We start from the raw sequence: 20,490 nt of genomic DNA on the forward strand, positions 1-20,490 counted from the left end.
TCTCAAACATATGTTTTAAGATATTAAAATTATAATTTTAATGTTAAAATTGAAGAATCACTAGAAAGGAGTACATTTTGTATTCAAAACAAAAATTTAATTTTAAAGACTTTTTTGCTTTAGTAAATAAACTCCATCCAAATTATTCAAAATTAATTTGGGGAGTCACTTTAGGATTTATTGGAACTGGGGCTAATCTTTTTGTACCACAACTTGCCCAGAAGCTAATTAATAACTTCAAATCAATCTCTCCTACTTTGATTATTTTGACAGTTATTATTTTTATTGGGGGATTATTAGTTAGTGCAGCTTCTGGACTTTTACTAGGAATCTTCGGTGAACACATTGTCTCACGTCTGCGTGAAGCCTTATGGCACAAATTACTTCAAATGCCAGTTAACTATTTTGATAATAACAAAACTGGGGACATGAGTTCACGCTTAGTTAATGATACGTCGCAAGTGAAGCAATTATTAGCTTCTACCTTACCCAATGCTATGACTTCTCTCCTACAATTTTTCGGAGCTCTTTTTATTATGATTAGCATGGATTGGCAAATGACTATTTTAATGTTTATTGGGGTACCACTCTTCGTTATTGCCATGCTTCCAATTATGAGTCAGTCACGTAAGATTGGACGTAAACGCCAAGATGAGGTTGCCAATTTCTCTAGTACCACTACTAATGTCTTAGGAGAAATCCGATTAGTTAAATCATCCAATGGTGAAAAAAGAGAACTCAAAAATGGCCATGATCGTATCAATCGTCTTTACAATATTGGCCGTAAAGAAGCCTTCATTAACTCATTAACTCAACCAATCATTAATATGTTAATGATGATTCTTTTCCTAGGAATTTTAGGCTATGGAGCAATTCGAGTAATGCGTGGCTCTCTTACTATGGGTGCTTTAGTATCATTTCTAATGTATCTTTTCCAAATTATGAGTCCCGTAATTATCATTAGTCAGTTCTTCAATGAACTTTCAAAAACTAGTGGTTCTACTGAGCGTCTCCAGCAAATTTTATTAGAAAAAGAAGAATTTCTTCCTCATAAAGAAAAATCGGATATTGCCAATAAAGTTCTTAAGTTTGACAATGTTAACTTTTCTTATGAGGATGGAAAACAAATTCTACATAATATTAATTTTCAAGCTAAACCTAATACTGTCGTCGCTTTTGCAGGTCCATCAGGTGGAGGAAAATCCACTATTTTTGCCCTAATTGAGCGCTTCTATCAACCCACTTCTGGCCAAATTCTAATTGGTGATAAGGATATTGATACTCTTGATTTAAGCAATTGGCGCCAGCAAATTGGTTTAGTTGGTCAAAATTCTTCTGTAATGCCAGGCACTATCCGAGAAAACCTTGTTTATGGATTAGAAAGAGAAGTTTCTGAAGATGAACTATGGCATGTGCTAAAAATGGCGTATGCAGAAAAATTTGTTAAAGAAATGGAAGACGGACTTAATACTCAAATCGGTGAACGTGGAATTAAGCTCTCTGGTGGGCAAAGACAAAGAATTGCAATTGCTCGAGCATTTTTACGTAATCCTAAAATATTAATGTTAGATGAAGCAACCGCTAGTCTTGATTCTGAATCTGAGGCAATGGTTCAAAAGGCACTAAATAGTTTAATGAAAAACCGGACCACCTTGGTAATTGCCCATCGCTTGAGTACAATCGTTGACGCGAATGAAATTTATTTCATTGATCACGGAACAGTTGATGGTGCTGGTACTCACGAGCAATTAATTAAATCAACGCCAAAATATGCAGAATATGTAAAAACCCAATTTAAAGATTAATATACCTGATATCAATCGCATCCCTCTAGTTGTGGGTGCGATTTTTAATATAATTTTTCTTATTTGAACAAAATAAAACCACCAAATCCTCACTTGAATTTTGTGGTTCATTCTTGTTTTAACTTTAGAGATAGTCTTGGGTAATCAGATAGTTATTAATTACTTTAAAATATTTCTTACGCTTTTTCAGAACTAGCGATATCTTGTCTTAATGTGTCTAGATTGACTTTACCATTTCTAAATTCTTGATTATAAATTGGAAAATGCTGCTCAAAAGTTTCAAAAACTTCCAAATTTCCTACTAATTTTTTACTCTTAAAATCTAATAAGTGGCCTCCAATCTGACGATCATCACTTAAAAAATGAAGATGCCAGCCACCAGCTGTTACTGTGTCAAAAATGGCTGGTGCATAATAGCCAATAATTGTTCCAGAAACATTTTCATAAGTAAATTCTGGTTGATCTTTTGAAACCTCTAAAAAACTTGGATAAGGTTTCTCTTGCTTAGGCGCAATACGCGTGTGTAAATAGGATAATTCTCCATGAAGTTTAACTGCTGCAAACACATTGCGTAAGTTGAACTTTCTTGGTAATTCATCTTCTATTACTTTAATATCAGTATTATTTAATTCAATTTTTTCTCCTTGTTCAGGAAAATGAACCGACGCAAAGGGAACTTTTTGTTCTAAATCGGTAATTTCATTTATTTTTCCAGAAGATTCTGCTTGATAAACATGACCATCTAAAATAATTCCTTCACCATCTAAATCATTAAAAGTTCCTACTCCAATACTTCCATGTTTCAAAAGTTCTTTTAAGCTTAAAGTCCCTTCAAAATTACCTGCCATCAAAGAAGCAAGTGTTCCATGTTCATATAATGTTGTCATTGTTAACTTCCTTTTTACTATCCTAATTGAGAATCAATCAAGTTTTTCGCTAATTCTTTATTATGGGAGTAGTCAACTGGAACATCAACTACTACAGGACCTTTTGTAGCAAAAGCCTGCTTTAAAACCTCATTTAGTTCTTCCGGCTTATTAACTCGCATCCCTGTTGCTCCAAAACTTTCTGCAAATTTTACAATATCTACTTCACCAAAGTTTACCCCTGCAGCTTGTGGATACTTCAATTCTTCTTGAAATTTAACCATATCATAGTGCCCGCCATCATTCCAAACAATAGTTACCAAGTTCAAATTATGTTCAACTGCAGTTGACAACTCGGCGGCTGAAAACATAAAGCCCCCATCTCCACAAACCGCAACTGCCTTTCTTTCTGGATAAAGTAAAGCAGCGACAATTGCCCATGGCAAACCTACTCCTAAAGTCTGCATTCCATTTGAAATTAATAAATGTCTTGGTTGATAAGCTCTAAAGTAACGTGCCATCCAAATATAATGTGAACCTACATCTAAAGCTACATGAGTATCATCATTAACATTATTTTGAATTGCCTTAACAATTGCTAAGGGATGGGACTTTGTCGGCTTGGTCTGCTTCGGGACTTCAATTTCTCTATCAAGTTCTGCTTTGAAATCAGCTAACAGCTTCTTACTACTATCTGGATATGAGTAACACTCATCACAGAAAAGATCAGTTAATTGTTTTAAACTGGTAGTGATATTCCCAACTAATTGCATCATTGGTGTATAGTTATTATCAATTTGAGCCGGAACACTATCCAAATTAATAATTCGTAAGTTTCCTTCTTTATTCCAATTGCGAGGCTCATACTCAATTGCATCATACCCAATTGCCAATACTAGGTCACTTTTTGCTAAAAGCCGATCTCCTACTTGGTTTCTAAATAATCCTACACGACCAAAGTAAGAATCTTTTTCTAACTTTCTTGAAATAACTCCAGCTGCTTGGTAAGTTTCTACGACAGGGAAAGGAAACTTATCTAATAGTTTACGCAACGCCTTTGTTGAAGATTCATCTCCAGCTCTTTGCCCCACCAAAATAACTGGCAATTTACTTTCCTTAATTAATTCAACAACCTTCTTCAAATCTGCTGGATCTGCTGGTCCCATTTTAGGATAAGGATAGACAGGAAGAGGCTTTTCCGTAATAATTGCATCGTCAATATCTTGTGGCAAACTAACAAAAGCTGCTCCTTTAGGTGCATTTTGCGTTGCTTCGATTGCGTTGGCCATTGTTTCAGAAATATTATTTGGATCTTGAATTTCTGCACTAAATTGTGTAATTGGAGCCATTAATTGCTTTGCAGGAGTCGATTGGTGAGTTGCACGATACAAATCTTTTCTTTGGACTTGTCCCCCAATTGCTAAAACTGGATCTCCCTCTGCATCAGCAGTCATTAAACCAGTAGTTAAGTTTCCTACTCCCGGACCAGAGGTTGCAATAGCTACTCCTGTTTTACCAGTTAAGCGCCCATAGGCTTGAGCCATAAAAACTGCATTTTGTTCATGTCTAGTTACTATTAATTGAGGGGAGTCTGCACTATCTTTCCCATCTAAAGCTTCAAATAAACGATCAATCTTTGCTCCAGGAATACCAAAAACAAGATCAATATTATGTTTTTTTAAGCTATCTATGATAATATCTGCTCCATATATTTTCTTTTCCATAATTAGGCACCTCTATTCTTTTATACTCCTTCTTATTTTAAATGATAAAGCTAGATTTTAAAAATATAATTGCTTAGCAACAAAAAAATATCCTTTTTCAAGGATATTTTTATTGTTCTCCATTTATTGCATTAAAAGCTACTTGTAGATCAGTGTTTGCAATTGTGAGGTCCTGAGTACTTGCATTTTTGTCTGCTAATACTTTTTTAGCTGTAGCAACTGCTTCATCATAATCACGACGAACTTTTTCATCAGCTTTATGATATTTTTCTTGCAATTGAGTAGTAGTTAAGCTAGTTGAAGAAATTGTATTACTCAACTTTTCAAAATTAACGCTTGTTGATAATTTAGTTGAATCTACTCCTTCATCCTCAAACATTGCAGCCTTAATATAACCCCCAGCCGTTTGATAGTATCTTTCACCATCGATAATTTTAGTACCTTTTATCTCTAAAGTGGTACCTTCTTGAACATAATCACCATTAATTACATTTCCTTCTTCATCGTACAAAGCAGCAGTCTGTTTAAGAGTTTTCTCAATCTTATTATCTGAAGATAAAACTTTTGTTGGCTTAAAGTTTCCTACTTTAACATATTGATCTTTCCCAATACGATAAAATTTCTTCTTATTAATTGTTACCGTTTCAAAAGTAGTCACTTTACTATTTTTCTTTAAAACTACTTTCTTAACACGCTTACCTTTATCGTTATAAATATAAGCATTATGGGTTAAAGTTCTTTTAATTGGCATTGCTACATTAGTAGCTTTAATGTATTGGTCTTTAGCAATCTTAACGTATTTTTTATTCTTAATTGTTTTGGTATCTAGGACTTTAATGATACTATTTTTCTTTAATGTCTTTTTATTAAGACGTTTCCCACTACCTGAATAAACATAACTATTATGAATTAAATTAGTATTAATACTGGCAGCATTTACTGAAGACGCCAAACTCAAACCTAATAAGGTAACACCGGTCAATAATATAAATTTGTTCTTCATTTTTCTCTCCTTTATCTTTCTTCAATTATACACTGTCTCATTAATTAAGTGTTGCAAAATATTTCCTCAAAAATCTGCCGATATTACAAAAAGTTTAAGAAAGTCTTTAGATATTAGGAACTAATTGCAAATCTTAATGTGTAAGATATTATTATTGATAGAAAAATTATTTTGAATGGAGAAAGATATCATGAAAAAATCTATTAAGTATTCTGCAACTGTTTTAGGAACTGTTCTTGCATTAGCACCTGCAGTTGCTGGTGGAGTTAATGCTAAAGCTGCAGATGCAGACTCTGCTGCTGTTGTAGCAACTAGTAGTGCTGCAGATTCTTCTGCTGCTTCTAGCGCTGCAAGTAGCGCAGATGTTTCAGCTGCAAGTTCTGCTTCATCTTCAGTAGCAAGTGCTGCAACTAGCTCTGCTGATTCTAGTGTTGCAAGTTCTGCAACTTCTTCAGCAGCTAGTGCTGCTTCATCAAGTGCAAGCCAAGCTTCAAGCGCTGCAAGTGATGCTAAAAAGGATGACACTAAGAAAGCAGATACAAAGAAGTCTACTAAGAAGACTTTAGTATTCAAGCACAATGCATTTATTTACAATGCTAAGGGTAAGCGTGTTGCTAAGAGCGGCGTAATTAAGAGAAACACTAAGCGTGAAGTTGCCAAACTTGAAGAAAAGACTATCAAGGGTAAGAAATACGTTAAAATTGCTAAAGACCAATACGTTAAATTAGCTAATGTTAAGGTTGAAGATGCTAAAGCAACTTCAAAGAAAACTGCTAAGAAGGAAACTTCAAAGAAAGCTACTAAAAAGACTACTAAGGTAACTAAGAAAGCTACTAAAGATACTAAAAAAGTAGCTACTAAAGACACTAAAAAAGCTGCCAAGGATAGCAAAAAGGTAACTACTAAAGATACTAAGAAAGCTACCAAAGATAGCAAAAAGGTAGCTGCTAAAGATACTAAGAAGCCTACTAAAAAAGCTGTAAAAGCTTCAAAAACTGTTAAAGCTGATACTAAGGCTAAGAAAGCAACTAAGTAATTTAACTTAATAAGCAAAAAGAGATCGTTTCCAATGAAGTGCCTCATAATTGTTAGACATAGATCTAACGATTGTGAGGTATTTTTTATGACTAAATATTCTAATGGGTTCAAAATTAAGATTGTTTCTGAATTCTTTAATCATCAAGATTCAATAAAGGGATTAAGTAGAAAGTACAATATTCCTTACTCTATGGTATATAAATGGATTCATCAGGCTAATGAAAATGGCCTTGAATCTCTTAAAATTAAACATAAGAAGATGAACTATTCTCCTGAGTTTAAGTTAAATGTGGTACGCTATTATTTAAATAATCCTAATTTAGGAATAACTCCAGTAGCTGCCAAGTTCAATATAAATTCTTCTCAGGTTTACACTTGGGTTAATAAGTTTAAAAAAGAAGGTATGGCTGGTTTACTTCCTAAGCAGAAAGGACATCCATCCAAAATGCCTAAGAAACCTAAAAAGAAACAAGCTCAAAAGATAAAACTTAGTGAGAAGCAAAAATATGAAGAGAAGATTATTAAACAAGAAGCGGAAATCGAAAAATTAAAACTGGAGAATCTTGTCTTAAAAAAAGTGGCTGCCCGATATCCTCGCTATCCAACAAAGAAAAAACGCTAATTATCAAGGATATTCGGGCTAAAGTGCCAACTGTAAAGCTGAATACCTTATTTAGTCTGCTTAAGCTTAATCGAAAAACATATTATGATAACTTAAAAAATCGAATTAATAAGTGCGATAAATACGCTAAAGTTAAGAAAGAAATTAATCATATTTATTATGATGAAAGTAATGAAACATACGGTTATCGGCGTATTTGGGGCGCTTTAAAAGATACTGGTATCAATCTTGCTAAGGAAACTGTTCGTAAAATTATGCGTGATATGGGTATTAAAACCATGATTTATCATAAGAATACAGCTAAGTACAGTTCTTATAAAGGTAGCGTTGGCAAAAAGGCTCCTAATATTCTTAATCAGATCTTTGATGAGACTATCCCTTATAAGGTCTTGCATACCGATGTAACAGAATACAAATTAACTAATGGCAAAAAAGTCTATATTTCACCAATAGTTGATGAAGCATCTCTGGAAATACTGGCTTGTGCAGTTAGTTACTCTCCTGAGATGAAGACTATTTATAGGATGCTTGATGAACTTGAAGTAAATTTACCAAAAGATGCACGACCAATTTTACATTCTGATCAAGGTTTTCAATATCAAAATGCTGGTTATCAAGCCCGTCTTAAAGAAATGAATATTACACAAAGCATGTCTAGAAAAGGAAATTGTCATGATAATGCGCCAGGTGAAACTATATTCAACCTAATGAAAAGAGAATGCCTAAATCGACTTAAGATTGGCTCTCTTGAAGAGATGAAGCAAGTGTTAAGTAAGTATGTCACTTGGTTTAATAATATTCGTCGTTCCAATAAATTAAAATACACGACTCCTGTAAAATGATATGAACCCCGAAATTCGGACAAGAATTTCGAGGTTTTTTATTATGACTAAACTGTCTAAACAAGATAAAATTGATATTTATAATAATTGGAAATATTACGGTAAATCTTCTCTTCAATTAGGAAAAGAATATGGAATTACCTCTGATAGTCTTAGATACTTATTTAAATTAATCGATAAATATGGATTAGAAATCCTAGATAAGCCCTATACTTTTTATTCAATAGAATTTAAAGAAAAGGCAATTAGAAGGGTTCTTTCAGGAGACGAAACTATGTCCCAAATATCATTAGATCTTGGTTTACGTAGTAGGGCCATGCTTTACAATTGGGTTCGCAAATACAAAGAAAATGGGTATAATGTCATTAATCATAAGAAAGGTAGAAGATCTAATGCAGAACAAAGACAAACAGATTCAAGAACTTCAAAAGCAAATCAAGGACCTCAAACAAAAGAATTTAGAGCTTACTGTCGAGAACGAATTTATAAAAAAATTAGATGCCTTAGTGGCACAAAGAATCAGAAACCAAAAGCACAAGAAATAGTTTCTGCAGTCACACAGCTAAGGCAAGAACTTCATGTGACTGTGAGTTTTGTGCTTAAAGTGATCAATTCTAAACCTGACCTTCCTCACCTATCTAGGAGTAATTATTACTATGTTCAAGGACATGATGATAAAGATAGGAAAAACCAAAATATCATGGAAAGGATCAAAGAAGTATATGAAGAGCACAAACATCGCTACGGTTATAGAAGAATTACTGCACAACTTCAACGTGAAGGACTTAAAATCAATCATAAGAAAGTAAAACGTCTAATGACTAAAATGCACTTATATGGCATTGCCATTAGACGTAAGCATAAATATTCAAGCTATCGTGGAACTGTAGGTAAGATCAAAAGTAACTTGATTAAACGTAATTTCAAGTCTGTAATTCCAAATAAAAAGTGGTATTCAGATGTGACGGAATTTCATTTGAATGGTGAAAAGCTTTATCTATCCCCAATTATGGACGGTTGCACACAAGAGATTGTCTCTTATACTCTAAGTCGTCATCCTGTTTTAAAACAAGTAATGGATATGTTAAAGCTGGCCTATAAAAAGTATCCGGCCCTTAATGGTTTAGTATTTCATACTGATCAAGGCTGGCAATATCAACATCCTCTCTTTCAATCATGGCTTAAAAATCATGGCATAACCCAAAGTATGTCACGTAAAGGTAATTCTTTAGATGATGGCATGATGGAGGGTTTCTTTGGCATACTTAAAAGAGAAATGTTTTATGGATTCGAAAATAATTTTAGTAATTTAGATGAGTTAGAAGAAGCCATCAAAGAATATATTGAATATTACAATACTAAACGAATTAAAACTGTACTAAAAAATCGCACACCGATTGAATATCGGAATGCGATTATGAATCAAAGCTAATTAATAATATGTCCTAATTTTAGGGTTCATATCAAAATACAGAAATCGTGTATTATCAAGTATTTAAAATTTTATAAAGTGTCTAACTTTCTTATGGCACTTCACAAAAACGATCTCTTTTTTACATTCTTTAGTCAATACTACCTATCACTTATTCATTTGCAATTCGAGCAAAGCCATCACTTAGTTTCTTATTTTCTGTCTCTGTTGCCTTTATGCGGTCCCCATTCGTACTTTGATCTACTAAGACTACTGGATTACCATTATGAAAAGCAAAAAAGTAGGTAATATGAAGCGTGCCAGGAGCGCCAGGTTTATTATAATTATACATTGCTACCACATTATAATCATTATTTCCTTCCCCATTTTCACTCATTCCAATTGAAACCGGTTCATCATTTACATCAAAACGATCAAACATTTTAGGAAATTCACTACCAGAATCTGTACGCAATTGACCACCTGTGTACTTTGTATAATTCTGGTTCATCCCTGCAGCCCAATCAGCAAAAAAGCTTTCAAATTTTGCTTCCTTTTCTGAATTCCAATAACCTGAACCTTGACTAGTAGTTGTACTCTCTTGGCTATTTTCTCCACTACTAGTTTTAGTAACGGAACTGCTTGAATTTGTAGAATTAGCAGAAGACTCAATTTGCGAAGTAGAAGATTGATTAAAATGATGATAAGCAATGTATCCTCCTTCTCCTAATACTGCAAGAATGCCTAAAGTAATGAAAACCTTATAGGCAGTATGCTTCTTTTTTGAGGGAGACTGTCTTGAAATTTCAGTACGAGTTGCTGGTGCTGGATAAGAATCTGAATTTGTCTGAGATGCCTGATTACTTTTTTGCTTAAGGCGATAACCACAATTACTACAAACATTATCCTCTGGCTTAACTTTGTTTCCACAATTTGGGCAAAATTTCATCTTATCCTCCAAAAATAATTTACTTTTTAAATATTAATTTACATAAACCGACTTAAAATCAAACTCTAGGTAATTTGGCATAAAAATGTAACCTTTTACCTTAGATTTAATTAATACTGAATTGTTAATTTCAAATAATGGTATTGTTACTTGTTGCTTCATCAAAAGTTTTTCTGCCTTAACATAATCTTGATACTGTTTTATTGGATCAGCACCATTTTTGTTGATTGCATCTGTTAATAAACTATCATATTCTTTATTATCCCAGCCCGGACTTTGTGGCGTTGTACTTTTGAAATTATTTAAGAGATCAATTGCACTAGGAATTTGTGTAGAAGTAGAATAAATATTTAGATCATAATTTTTAGCAGCCGTTAGTGCTAATTGCTGTGTCAAAGGAACATGACGAACTTTCACAGTTAATCCTGGTAATTCTGAGAGATTACTTTGAATATACTCAGCGGTTTCTTCGCCTGCAGAACTGTCATCTGATAAAACAGTAAGTTCAAGATTTTTAAGATTTTCTTCCTTCTTTCCAGCACTCCAAAGTTGCTTTGCCCTTTGTAAATTATAGGTTACAGCTTCTTTTACATAAGCATCTTTTTCTAAAGGAGTGCCAGTTTTAGGATTTTTATTGTAGTTTTCTGGAATAAGACCCAGCAAAGGTTTTGAGGTACTATGAAGTGACTTCAAAAGTTCATGTCGATTGATTGCTGCAGCAATAGCCTGACGAATTTTCAAATTTTTTAAAGCTTTATTCTTGAAATTAAAATCCATTCTAGTAATAGCATAAGTCGGAAAATCATGAAATTCTTTCTTTTTCTCATTAGCTGCAATTTGGCTACTATCTAGAAAGGTATTATCACTTTTACCAGCTTGATAAAGATTATAACTAGTGATCGTACTTGCATTAGACTGAACATTAATCTTTTTTAAATGCACATGCTTTTTATCCCAATAATTTTCATTTTTAATTAAAACCCAATTTTTTTGATTTGGATCCCATTTTTTTATTTTAAATGGTCCATTAGCCACAAAATATTTTGAAGATGTTCCATAACGTGAACCAGCCTTTTTCAAAATACGACTATTTTGAGGATAAAAGGAAGGTAAACTTAAGTACTCTTTTAACATTGTATTAGGAACTTGCAAATCAAAATGCAAGTGATATTTAGAAGGTGCTGATACTCCTAAACTAGTTACCTTCTTTTTTCCTTGAACAATATCCTTTCCATTTTTAAAAAGACCCATTAACCCCATACTTGAAGACTTAGTTTTCGGATCACTAATACGGCGATAGGTAGTAACAAAATCTTCTGCAGTTAAATCTTCATTATTAGCCCACTTGGTCTTTCTTAAATAAAAATCATAGTGCTTTTTATCTTTGGAAACAGTAACCTTATCCGCTAATGCCAACTTTGGTTTTCCGGTCTTATCAATTCGATACAAACCTTCACCCATATTTACCAATGCACCCATACTTGCAGTATCTGCAACTTTACTTGCATCTAAAGTGGTTATTTCTCCTGTAGTAGCCCAATTTAATTCTGAATTCTTTGTTTCATCTTTACTATTTTGCTTGCTACAACCCGCCGCTAATAAGCTTATTGCCACAAGTGTTACAACTCCTAGTTTTTGTTTAACCTTCATTTCTTATCTTCCTTTTAATCTTGTTTTGCTGAATAATTAGGTAAAATATTTTCTACAACTCTACTTACGGCATCATTTACTTTTGCATAAGGTTCTCCTAAGACTTCTTTTTCATATAAATATATATGAATCTTAATATAAATAAATGTCGTATTATGAGGGTCAAGTTTTAAAACACAATCTAACATTTTTTTCACTTCTTCCCTCAGTTCTTCATTTTTCTCATAACGTCCATGGAAGATACCAATAACAACTACCTCTGCAAATTTTAAATATAAATAAGTATCTTTTTTATTCTTCATAATATACTGACCTAAAATTTTCATCAGTTTTATTATTTCCGCAGTTGAATAAAGAGAAGTAGTATATTGTAGTCTTAGCAATATGCTAGATGTTATTAAAGTAGGAGAATTTATCTTTTTCAAATCAATTCGAAGTAACTCTTTTTCTTGCTCATTTAACAGGTTAGGAAAAACTGCCACTATTAGTGAAAGTAAATTTAGGTACACAGAGTGCGGTACTTCTTCATTTAACTCTTTTACTTCCTTATATAATTTTTCGTAATACTGCCTTGTTTGTTCTTCATCAGAAAGTGTCTTTGATAATTCATTACTTATTTTTTCTAATCTTTTTGTATTTTCACCAGCAACTAGAATCCGCCTAATACTTCTTTCAAGTTTTGGATCAGAGTAGTTTTTATTTATTAATTCAAAAAAGCTATCAGCATTAATCTGATGAATACCTCGCTCTACCTTTGAATAATAAGATTCGGTCATGATTCCTTCACTAAATTCTTTTTGAGTTTTTCCTGTAAGGGTGCGGATTAATTTTAATAACTCTGAAATTTTCATTTAAGATTCCTCTTTTGATAATACTTATTGTCTTCTAACGACTCAGATTCATCCTCTGGAACCATCTTAATAGCTTTCTGGATTACCACGATATCTCGATATAGATCCTTATCTTCAGTCACAATAGCTTCAATTTTCTTAACAATAAAACTATATCCAAAATGACCTTCATCGTATAAAGGACTAGCTATTTCTCCAACTATGTTAAAAGGTAAAATGAAATCTTCCTTGGGAGCCTCATCATTTAGTAAAATTTTCAAATAATCTACCAGCAAAAATAAAAATTCCGTCCTAAAATCGTTATCTAGATCTTCTCCTTTAAAAGTACGGTGCACTAATTTAATAAAAGAGACTCTTTCCTTACTATCCATAAATGGCAACAAAGTTCTTAAATTCGATACTGCTATTCCACCCCAATTTTCTACTCTATATAAAATTTGAATTCTTTTTTTAATTTCAGGAGTGGCTGGCCACTTTTTAGCTATGCCAAAACTCGTTTCTGCATATGCTAATCCTTCTTTGATTAATTCGCTTAAATTTTTATTTATCGCTTCTTTTCTAATCTTCTCAAACTTATCTTTATCTTTTAAAACAAGTGCCTGAGAAATACTTTCTAGTAACCTTGATTCTTCAGATTTAGAATTTTCACTTAACATAATTTTTAAAAAGCTGTCAACATCTATTACACCAAGGTTGTTATCAAAAATTTCACAAAGCGTATCTATATCAATATTATGAATATCTCTTTCAATTTTAGAATAGGCTGATACAGAACATACACCTTCACACATTTCTTGTTGTGTAATGCCTGCTTGAAGACGTATGTTCTTTAGTGCAGCTCCTAATTTTACCATTAAAAATTACTCCTTTTCAATGAGGCTAGAAACTAGTCTAAAAACATACCTATTTTACTACAAACACTTAATCCTTCAAAATATCTTCCAATATGAAAATTTGTAATAAATTCAAACAAAAAGCCTACATAACCTATTTAACTTTCGTTAGGTAATTATGTAGTCTTTTTGTTTTAACTTTTAATTTCTAATCTTGATAATTTAAATCATCAAATTTTTCATCTTTATATTGTTTAGCTAATTCTGGGGATTTCCAATATACTCCATCTGCCCAAGCGCCAGCTCCATGTGCAGTGACAATTACTGGCTGTCCTTTTTCAGTATGAGCGCCATAATATCCACCATCTCCTGCACCTTGGAAATAACCTCTAACATTAATATATTGAATACCATCAACGCTAACTATTAGTGCCCGACTATAATCCTTAGCGGCGACTGCCTGCTTTTCACTTGGAATATCTGGTAGCTTCTTTATATTTACTTTACGAAGTTGTGTAGAGCCTTCCTCAGTAATAATCTTTGATCCTTCAAAAGTAATCTTTTCTTCTTTTCCCTCACTGTCATATCCATACCAAGTTCCCTGATATTCACTTGGAATAGGGAAAGCTCCTTCATCCCCTGGAAGGTTAGTTTCTGATTCTTTGTTAGTATCTTGGGATTGCTCGCTTCTAGTTGAAGATGCGCTTGAGGAACTCATTTGATCACTTGAAGAAGTTTGGCTTATCTCTGAATTTGAGGATTGATTCGACTCCTCTACTGAAGAATTACTTGTTTTATTCACAGATGGTAGACTTGCTTTACTACTTACAGATGATTGCGAAGAAGATGTACTACTAGTTTGTTGATTATTTTGACAAGCTGTTGCTCCTAAACTTATTAATGCTAAACTACTAAGTAAAATTAATTTTTTAGTCATTATTGTTCTTCTTTCTTAAATTCTTCAATTTATCCAATTAATTACTTTTATAATAATCATGTGAGTCCCAGGATGTTTTCCCATTTTGTATCTCACCAAGTTGATAAATACTGCCATTCTTTCTGAATAATACTCGGGCATTTTTTTCACCTTTATATAACCCTCGAGCTTCTCCATCATATTGAATAAGATAAGTATTATTAGAGACTTGCTTGTATTTAACATTCTTGCCTTCACGAGGTGGCATTCCCGATTCCCAAAGAGTTATCGAATTTGCATCAATGGTTACTGTACTCATAAGATCCGCCCCATATTTTTTTGTTTCATACTTACCCCATATTTCTGCAGGTAAGCTACTTTTCCAACCACCTTCATTATCATTAGTAGAGTGGTCTGAAGAATCCGAATTTGAAGTAGAGTTTATGTATTTAATCATTGCCTTAATCGAAGACATTTTTCCAGAAAATGCTTTTGCTAGTTCATCTTTAGAAACAGTAGTTACACCATCATTTGAGATTACTACTTTATCTTCCTTAATATTTACATCAACACTTCCATATTGATTGGATAAAGTATATGAGCTTTCCGAGTTTTTCTGGGCGGTCAAATCTCTTTTAGCAAAGTCATCTTCAATTTCTTGAATTGTACTTTGAAGATTATTAATACTTTTATCTTTATAAGTTAAATAGCCCATTAACATCCATTCATTATTAGAAAAGTCAGAATCAACTGACCCTGACTTTTCACTAGCTGTCGAAGAAGTACTTTTATCTCTCCCTATTTCTGGAAAATTATTCTTACTTTGAGAAGCACTAGCAGACGAAGTTGTACTTGATTTTTGCTGATCATTTTGGCAAGCAGTTGCTCCTAAACTTATTAAAGCTACACTACTAAGTAAAATTAATTTTTTAGTCATCATCGTCATCTGTATCTACTCTTTTATCTTTAGTTAATTTACCTATTCCAATGGTTTTAATCTTGTAATCATCACCATCTTTTTCGATTAAGCCACCTTTATACTCCATAGTTTGATCTTTATCATGATCATCTTTATGGAAAGTCCAATTAATCTTAAAGATTATTGCACTCATATTTTTTCCAGCAGGACTTACTGACTCAACAACGATTTCCTTGTCAGCGGAATTTATTTCTTCATTTTTATCAATATCCTTAAGCACTTTCTTAATATCGTTGTAGTCTTTATTGTCTTCACCATCAATAAATTCATCAGAATCTGGTGAGGACCATGCATTATCCAATAGTTTCTCAGCATCATCTTTAGAAATAACGCCATCCCACTGAGGTTCAACAATACAGCTACCATCTTCCATTGTTACAGTACCACTGTTTGAGGTTCCATTTTCCTCATCACTTATACTGTCAATTTCTCCTTCTAAATCAGTGATTACTTCTGATTTAATAGTCTTTTTATTGTAAGTAGTTGTTAAATAAAGATTCATATTTTTTGTCATTGGATAATCTTCACAAGTAGCTTCACCATCATTATCTAACGTACCAATCTTTTGATCATTAATATATACATCAGCATTAGGTGTGCCTTTAATTTTAAAAGTTTGGGTTTTAATATCCAAATTAATATCTTTATTATTCCAAACGTCTACACTAGAGCTTGTTTTTAAAGTACGACCTGAAACATCCGATTGAACTTCTAAATTATACTTCCCTGGAAAAAGGCTTGGACTAGTTGTTGTATAACTAGCACCATCTTCAGTTAAGTTACCAATAGTTTTCCCGTTAATCTTAACAATAGAATTATCATGATTAGTTGAAATTTCTGGCTTATAGGTTCTCAATTTCAAAACATACTTAGGAAAAATTAAGAAGTTAGAGCCATTTTTAACTAATTGAACTTGAGAAGTATTAGTGTTATTTTTCATACTTTCTGCTAAATCATCGGCTTCTTTTTGATTTTCATGATAATAATTTTGGAATGGCTTTAAGCTAGCTGCAGTTACTTTAGTTGTATTATCATCTGAAATTACATCCTTAGATAAATTAGCATTAGGATTCTTTACCGCTGCAAAAATTCGATCCACTTGATTTGATTGGCTAAAATATTGGCTACCAGCATAATAGCCTCCACCTAAAATAATCACTACTCCAATTCCTAAGCCAAGTAAAATTTTATTTTTTGTTTTCATTGGCCGACGAGGAACAGATTGTGTTCTTTTTTGAATTTGGGGTTTAGATTCAAAATTTGAAACTGATTTTTTAGATTGTTGAGGTGCCTTTTTAACCCTAGAAGGCTCGCTTAAATGATATCCACAATTACCACATACTTTATCAGTTGGACTAACAGATTTCCCACAATTTGGACATTTCATTGAAGATTGCTGTTTAGAATCTAAAGCAGAAGATTGAGTACTATGTTCAGTTTCTTGGGGAAGCTGAGTAGATTTGGAAACTTTTTCTACAGGCTCTTTCTGGTCAGAAAGGCGATGTCCACAATTACCACATACTTTATCAGTCGGATTAACCGGTTTCCCACAATTTGGACAAAATTTTTTCATTTTAGTAGCGACTGCCTCCCATATAATTCCAAAATTGGCCTAAGTCTACATGGAATTGAGACATAATAGCTGAAACAGCCATATCTTTTATTACAGACCAGGCAATGTAAAGAATGATGGCATACGCAATTGCATAAAGGATCGCACCAAAGTATTTATCATGAACTGCGCCTTCACCTGCAAAAATCATACTATAAATTGCTAAGGTAAATAATACAAGGCCCGCACTGATTAAAAACACATTCCACTTTATTGCACCAATACTTGGAGAGCTAAATAAAGCTAATGATAAGAAAGAAAGTACGGTTATAATTACTCCTAAACTTGCTCGATGTGATACTTCGTTAACGAAAGAAAATGGATTCTCTTTACGCCCATAAACAAATAAGCGTATAAAGTAAGTAACCGCAAGTAAGGCAGCACAAATTACAATTGTTAGTAAACTGAGTTTAAAAACAAGTCCACTAACAAACTTAGTAATCATTGATTTATCAGCAATACTAATTGTTGATCCCTTGATAGCCTCACTAATCCCTTTACCAATTAAAATTCGAACTCCAATAAAAGTTAAAATAATTTCAGCAACTAATGTACTGATTCCATACCAGGAACTACCGTCAACTTCTTCCATAGGATGGAACCAACCTGATTTTAACCAAGACCAGTAATTTTTTCCTTCTTTTTTAAAATCTACATTTGTAGTAATAGTTTCGGCAAAATTACTAAATCCATTCGAAACTCCTGAATTTGAAGTATTAGGTTGTTGTGAAGTAGCACTATCTAGTTTTGTTCCACAATTTGTACAAAATTTTACATCTTCTGTCATTTCTGCATGACAATTTGGACACGTTTTCATTACTTTCCTCCAAAATTAAATATTTTTACAACTTTTAAAGTTTATAATATTTTTAATAGTTTGTCTAATAATCTTCCAGATTGAAATAATACAATTGTTATTTTAAAGGCTTAAGATTTAGGCATTTCTTCAGGAATTAAACGGCGCCCCTCCCACCATTTTTTAGTACCCCCGCACTTAATGTTATTAATAAAAAAGAATTATGGCTTGAATTTTACATCAAATCATAATTCCATGAGGGGATTTATATAAAAGGGGATAAATTTTCAGTATTAATTTAATTTTGTTCCACAGTTTGTACAAAATGAAGCTGAAGCAGCTACTTGGTTACCACAACTTGAACAAAACTTAGTGTCTGTATCGCTAGAAACATCCGTAGAAGCATTAACAGCTTTAAGTTGAGGGGCTTGTTCTTGTTGTTGCTGATTATTAATCGCATTTACAATATCTTGAGAAGTTGCTTGCTGATTTTGAATTTGGCGATCCATTTGGGCGCGAGTATTTCTATCATTTTGATATTCTTGAATCTTATTATTAACTTCATCTGCAAACTCACGTACATGGGCACTTTCAAAAAATGGTACTGCAACTGATTGTTCCATTCCAGACTTTTCAAAAATTAATTTAGTCCGGATACCACTTAAAAATATTAAAGCACCAATAAGAATTACTAACACTGCTCCTAAGGCACTAGTATTAAACATAGCAAATCCTGCGATGGCAATCAAAATTCCTAAAAGCATGCTTCCAATTTTGTAGACTGATTCAATTTCTACACTTGTTAAACCAGGGAGCGGAATATTTTGATTTCTTCCACCTGCTGGAATAAGACCAAAGAAAGTTGTATTAGGCATTTTGACATGCATGAAGTTCTCATTAACTTCCATTACTCCTTTGATCCAAGGCATCAATAAACTAACAGAAAAATTGTTATTTCCATTTTTCTCTACATTACTTTGCATATTTTCCTCCAAAAATATTTAATTTTTTCAACTCCTTTACTTTATACCATTCTTAAACGTTTGTCTTAAAATCTTCCAGATTGAAATAATACACTTGTTATTTTTATATTAGCTTACAAAGTTGATTGGATAATACCGAATAATAAAATCAATAACTGAGCACACAAATCTTGACCCATCTACAAAATCTATACTTTTAGTAGATGAAGATAGGTAAGGAAGTGATATTTACAATTGCCTCCACTTACGTGGAGAATACAGTTAAAAATTCCGTTATATCAACCTTTTTAAATTACTACTTCTAAATTTTGATGAGTTTTAATAATCGCCGAATTAATTATAGCTAATTTTTGCAATATCAAAAACACCAATTAGATCTTTAATATTCCTTCTTCATATAGCTTTTCACCTAATAAAAAAAGTTGCTCGTGCATCCCCAGCTGCAGTATGAGGGTTTTCATTAATAATATTATATTTATCTAATACAGAATTTAGATGATAATTGCTCATGAACTTATTCTTTCTTTTTATCAATCTTAATAAATCTCTACTTTTATTAAACATCTTTTTACCCATTTTAATAAATCCAAAACGTAGAAATTCTAAATCAAATCTAATGTTATAACCCATAATAAGATTATCCCCAATAAACTCTTCCAAGTCAGTTAAAGCATTATCCAAATTTGATCCCGATTTATTAAGTATTTCATTAGTAATACCAGTTAATTGGGATATTTTTGAACTAACTATTTGATCAATTTTTATATAACGCTGAAACTTAATAATTTCACCGGTCTTATTACGCCGAACAGCAGCTATTTCAATCAGTTCATCTTTTTCAGGATCCAATCCGGTAATCTCAGTATCAATACATACTACATTTTTTAAATATTTTTCTTTAGATAAAGAAGAATGAACAATTAATTTACTTTTAGTACGCCTAGCTTGATGCATCTTAGCAGCTGTACTCCATCCATAATTTTTCTCTTCTTTTAAAGACGTCTCTTTAAAAATAAGATGCTTCACTAAAGGCAATCCATCAAAGTCTACCACTTTTTTATCTTTTCGTGTTGTCTTGATAGTATACCCTAGCTCATTATTTGTAGAATAAATTAAGGTAGCTTCTCCAGTTTTTAAATTTTCCTGAATGCGTTCCCATAACAACTCTCTAATTCTTGCACTAAAGTTTCCAACATAAACCCAGTCTGGACTTCTTGGCACCACTTAGTTAGGTCTCCTCGGAGAGAAAATTGAGGCAAACGTTGGTTGCGCTGGCTCTAAAATTTGAATCGACTTAACAGCTCCTGCCACTAAAACCAATGCAAATAATACTTTTGAAAATATCTTGATAAAATTTGTAATCATAATCCACTTTTTCTCCAAAATTTACAGACACAAAGTCACAAATAACTTTCACTTTTAATTCCTCCAAGATGAAAGATAATTTTAATTTTAAATAACTTGGATTATTTAAGCAATATTAATTTTATCTTCTATCGCAAAAGGGTGAACGCCACCCTATGTGTTCGTCATGCAAGCCTAGATCTTTTAAATTTTCACGTTTCATTTATTTTTCTCCTTTAACACGTTTTTAGACCTCGCCCTCTTTC

At 32.7% G+C, this 20,490-nt stretch carries 17 protein-coding genes; 4 read left to right on the top strand and 13 right to left on the bottom strand.

Going from position 1 to position 20,490, the window contains the following annotated elements:
- Positions 1-77: 77 nt before the first annotated feature.
- Positions 78-1,805, top strand: a complete 1,728-nt coding sequence (locus tag FP435_RS04125; RefSeq protein ID WP_265484582.1) for an ABC transporter ATP-binding protein — start codon at positions 78-80, stop codon at positions 1,803-1,805.
- Between the two features lie 176 nt (positions 1,806-1,981).
- Here FP435_RS04125 and budA read toward each other — a convergent pair whose 3' ends face one another.
- The 3 genes from budA to FP435_RS04140 form a co-directional block, all read right to left on the bottom strand.
- Positions 1,982-2,692 carry an acetolactate decarboxylase gene (budA, locus tag FP435_RS04130; protein ID WP_265484583.1) on the bottom strand — a complete coding sequence of 237 codons (711 nt, stop codon included), beginning with the start codon at positions 2,690-2,692 and terminating at the stop codon, positions 1,982-1,984.
- A 17-nt stretch (positions 2,693-2,709) separates the two neighbouring features.
- Positions 2,710-4,395 carry an acetolactate synthase AlsS gene (gene alsS / locus FP435_RS04135; protein ID WP_265484584.1) on the bottom strand — a complete coding sequence of 562 codons (1,686 nt, stop codon included), beginning with the start codon at positions 4,393-4,395 and terminating at the stop codon, positions 2,710-2,712.
- Positions 4,396-4,504: 109 nt separating this feature from the next.
- Entirely contained in the window at positions 4,505-5,398 is an 894-nt protein-coding gene (locus FP435_RS04140; protein ID WP_265484585.1) for an SLAP domain-containing protein, read from the bottom strand.
- 190 nt (positions 5,399-5,588) lie between these two features.
- On the opposite strand from FP435_RS04140, the gene FP435_RS04145 reads away from it, so the two are divergent.
- The 3 genes from FP435_RS04145 (at position 5,589) to FP435_RS04155 (ending at position 9,332) form a co-directional block, all read left to right on the top strand.
- On the top strand, positions 5,589-6,434 hold the full coding sequence (locus FP435_RS04145) for an SLAP domain-containing protein (RefSeq protein ID WP_265484586.1): 846 nt from the start codon (positions 5,589-5,591) through the stop codon (positions 6,432-6,434).
- 87 nt (positions 6,435-6,521) lie between these two features.
- A protein-coding gene (locus tag FP435_RS04150) for an IS3 family transposase (RefSeq protein ID WP_265484587.1) occupies positions 6,522-7,900 on the top strand; the annotation gives its coding sequence in 2 pieces (ribosomal slippage) (positions 6,522-7,002 and positions 7,002-7,900; 1,380 coding nt in all).
- A 43-nt stretch (positions 7,901-7,943) separates the two neighbouring features.
- Positions 7,944-9,332: an IS3 family transposase gene (locus tag FP435_RS04155; RefSeq protein ID WP_265482988.1), complete on the top strand. Its 1,389-nt coding sequence runs from the start codon at positions 7,944-7,946 to the stop codon at positions 9,330-9,332.
- 151 nt (positions 9,333-9,483) lie between these two features.
- Here the strand turns inward: FP435_RS04155 and FP435_RS04160 are convergent, their stop codons facing one another.
- The 10 genes from FP435_RS04160 to FP435_RS04205 all read right to left on the bottom strand — a co-directional run bounded on the left by FP435_RS04160 (position 9,484) and on the right by FP435_RS04205 (position 20,101).
- Entirely contained in the window at positions 9,484-10,260 is a 777-nt protein-coding gene (locus FP435_RS04160) for a DUF4767 domain-containing protein (protein ID WP_265484588.1), read from the bottom strand.
- A 33-nt stretch (positions 10,261-10,293) separates the two neighbouring features.
- The gene (locus FP435_RS04165) at positions 10,294-11,910 is read right to left on the bottom strand and encodes a peptide ABC transporter substrate-binding protein (protein WP_265484589.1); all 1,617 of its coding nucleotides are present in this window, start codon (positions 11,908-11,910) and stop codon (positions 10,294-10,296) included.
- 14 nt (positions 11,911-11,924) lie between these two features.
- A complete protein-coding gene (locus FP435_RS04170; RefSeq protein WP_265484590.1) occupies positions 11,925-12,761 on the bottom strand; it encodes a helix-turn-helix domain-containing protein in 837 nt (278 codons plus the stop codon).
- A complete protein-coding gene (locus FP435_RS04175) occupies positions 12,758-13,615 on the bottom strand; it encodes a helix-turn-helix domain-containing protein (RefSeq protein ID WP_265484591.1) in 858 nt (285 codons plus the stop codon). The genes FP435_RS04170 and FP435_RS04175 overlap by 4 nt, the downstream gene beginning before the upstream one ends.
- 187 nt (positions 13,616-13,802) lie before the next feature.
- Positions 13,803-14,531: a hypothetical protein gene (locus FP435_RS04180; protein ID WP_265484592.1), complete on the bottom strand. Its 729-nt coding sequence runs from the start codon at positions 14,529-14,531 to the stop codon at positions 13,803-13,805.
- Between the two features lie 37 nt (positions 14,532-14,568).
- Positions 14,569-15,456, bottom strand: coding sequence for a hypothetical protein (locus FP435_RS04185; RefSeq protein ID WP_265484593.1), 888 nt, complete (start codon positions 15,454-15,456; stop codon positions 14,569-14,571).
- A complete protein-coding gene (locus FP435_RS04190; RefSeq protein WP_265484594.1) occupies positions 15,440-17,062 on the bottom strand; it encodes a TcaA 3rd/4th domain-containing protein in 1,623 nt (540 codons plus the stop codon). The genes FP435_RS04185 and FP435_RS04190 overlap by 17 nt, the downstream gene beginning before the upstream one ends.
- A 1-nt stretch (position 17,063) precedes the next feature.
- Positions 17,064-17,918: a zinc ribbon domain-containing protein gene (locus FP435_RS04195; RefSeq protein WP_265484595.1), complete on the bottom strand. Its 855-nt coding sequence runs from the start codon at positions 17,916-17,918 to the stop codon at positions 17,064-17,066.
- A gap of 272 nt (positions 17,919-18,190) precedes the next feature.
- Positions 18,191-18,880, bottom strand: a complete 690-nt coding sequence (locus FP435_RS04200; RefSeq protein ID WP_265484596.1) for a zinc-ribbon domain-containing protein — start codon at positions 18,878-18,880, stop codon at positions 18,191-18,193.
- A gap of 405 nt (positions 18,881-19,285) precedes the next feature.
- On the bottom strand, positions 19,286-20,101 hold the full coding sequence (locus FP435_RS04205) for a type I-E CRISPR-associated endoribonuclease Cas2 (RefSeq protein ID WP_265484597.1): 816 nt from the start codon (positions 20,099-20,101) through the stop codon (positions 19,286-19,288).
- Positions 20,102-20,490 lie beyond the last annotated feature (389 nt).

Origin of the sequence: Lactobacillus sp. PV037 (assembly GCF_014522345.1) — a bacterium.
GTDB lineage: Bacteria > Bacillota > Bacilli > Lactobacillales > Lactobacillaceae > Lactobacillus.

What these genes read in the sequence shown, in the direction of transcription:
- budA (WP_265484583.1), bottom strand. Translation starts at nt 2,692, where the DNA reads ATGACAACATTATATGAACATGGAACACTTGCTTCTTTGATGGCAGGT.
- alsS (WP_265484584.1), bottom strand. Translation starts at nt 4,395, where the DNA reads ATGGAAAAGAAAATATATGGAGCAGATATTATCATAGATAGCTTAAAA.
- FP435_RS04140 (WP_265484585.1), bottom strand. Translation starts at nt 5,398, where the DNA reads ATGAAGAACAAATTTATATTATTGACCGGTGTTACCTTATTAGGTTTG.
- FP435_RS04145 (WP_265484586.1), top strand. Translation starts at nt 5,589, where the DNA reads ATGAAAAAATCTATTAAGTATTCTGCAACTGTTTTAGGAACTGTTCTT.
- FP435_RS04155 (WP_265482988.1), top strand. Translation starts at nt 7,944, where the DNA reads ATGACTAAACTGTCTAAACAAGATAAAATTGATATTTATAATAATTGG.
- FP435_RS04160 (WP_265484588.1), bottom strand. Translation starts at nt 10,260, where the DNA reads ATGAAATTTTGCCCAAATTGTGGAAACAAAGTTAAGCCAGAGGATAAT.
- FP435_RS04165 (WP_265484589.1), bottom strand. Translation starts at nt 11,910, where the DNA reads ATGAAGGTTAAACAAAAACTAGGAGTTGTAACACTTGTGGCAATAAGC.
- FP435_RS04170 (WP_265484590.1), bottom strand. Translation starts at nt 12,761, where the DNA reads ATGAAAATTTCAGAGTTATTAAAATTAATCCGCACCCTTACAGGAAAA.
- FP435_RS04175 (WP_265484591.1), bottom strand. Translation starts at nt 13,615, where the DNA reads ATGGTAAAATTAGGAGCTGCACTAAAGAACATACGTCTTCAAGCAGGC.
- FP435_RS04180 (WP_265484592.1), bottom strand. Translation starts at nt 14,531, where the DNA reads ATGACTAAAAAATTAATTTTACTTAGTAGTTTAGCATTAATAAGTTTA.
- FP435_RS04185 (WP_265484593.1), bottom strand. Translation starts at nt 15,456, where the DNA reads ATGACGATGATGACTAAAAAATTAATTTTACTTAGTAGTGTAGCTTTA.
- FP435_RS04190 (WP_265484594.1), bottom strand. Translation starts at nt 17,062, where the DNA reads ATGAAAAAATTTTGTCCAAATTGTGGGAAACCGGTTAATCCGACTGAT.
- FP435_RS04195 (WP_265484595.1), bottom strand. Translation starts at nt 17,918, where the DNA reads ATGAAAACGTGTCCAAATTGTCATGCAGAAATGACAGAAGATGTAAAA.
- FP435_RS04200 (WP_265484596.1), bottom strand. Translation starts at nt 18,880, where the DNA reads ATGCAAAGTAATGTAGAGAAAAATGGAAATAACAATTTTTCTGTTAGT.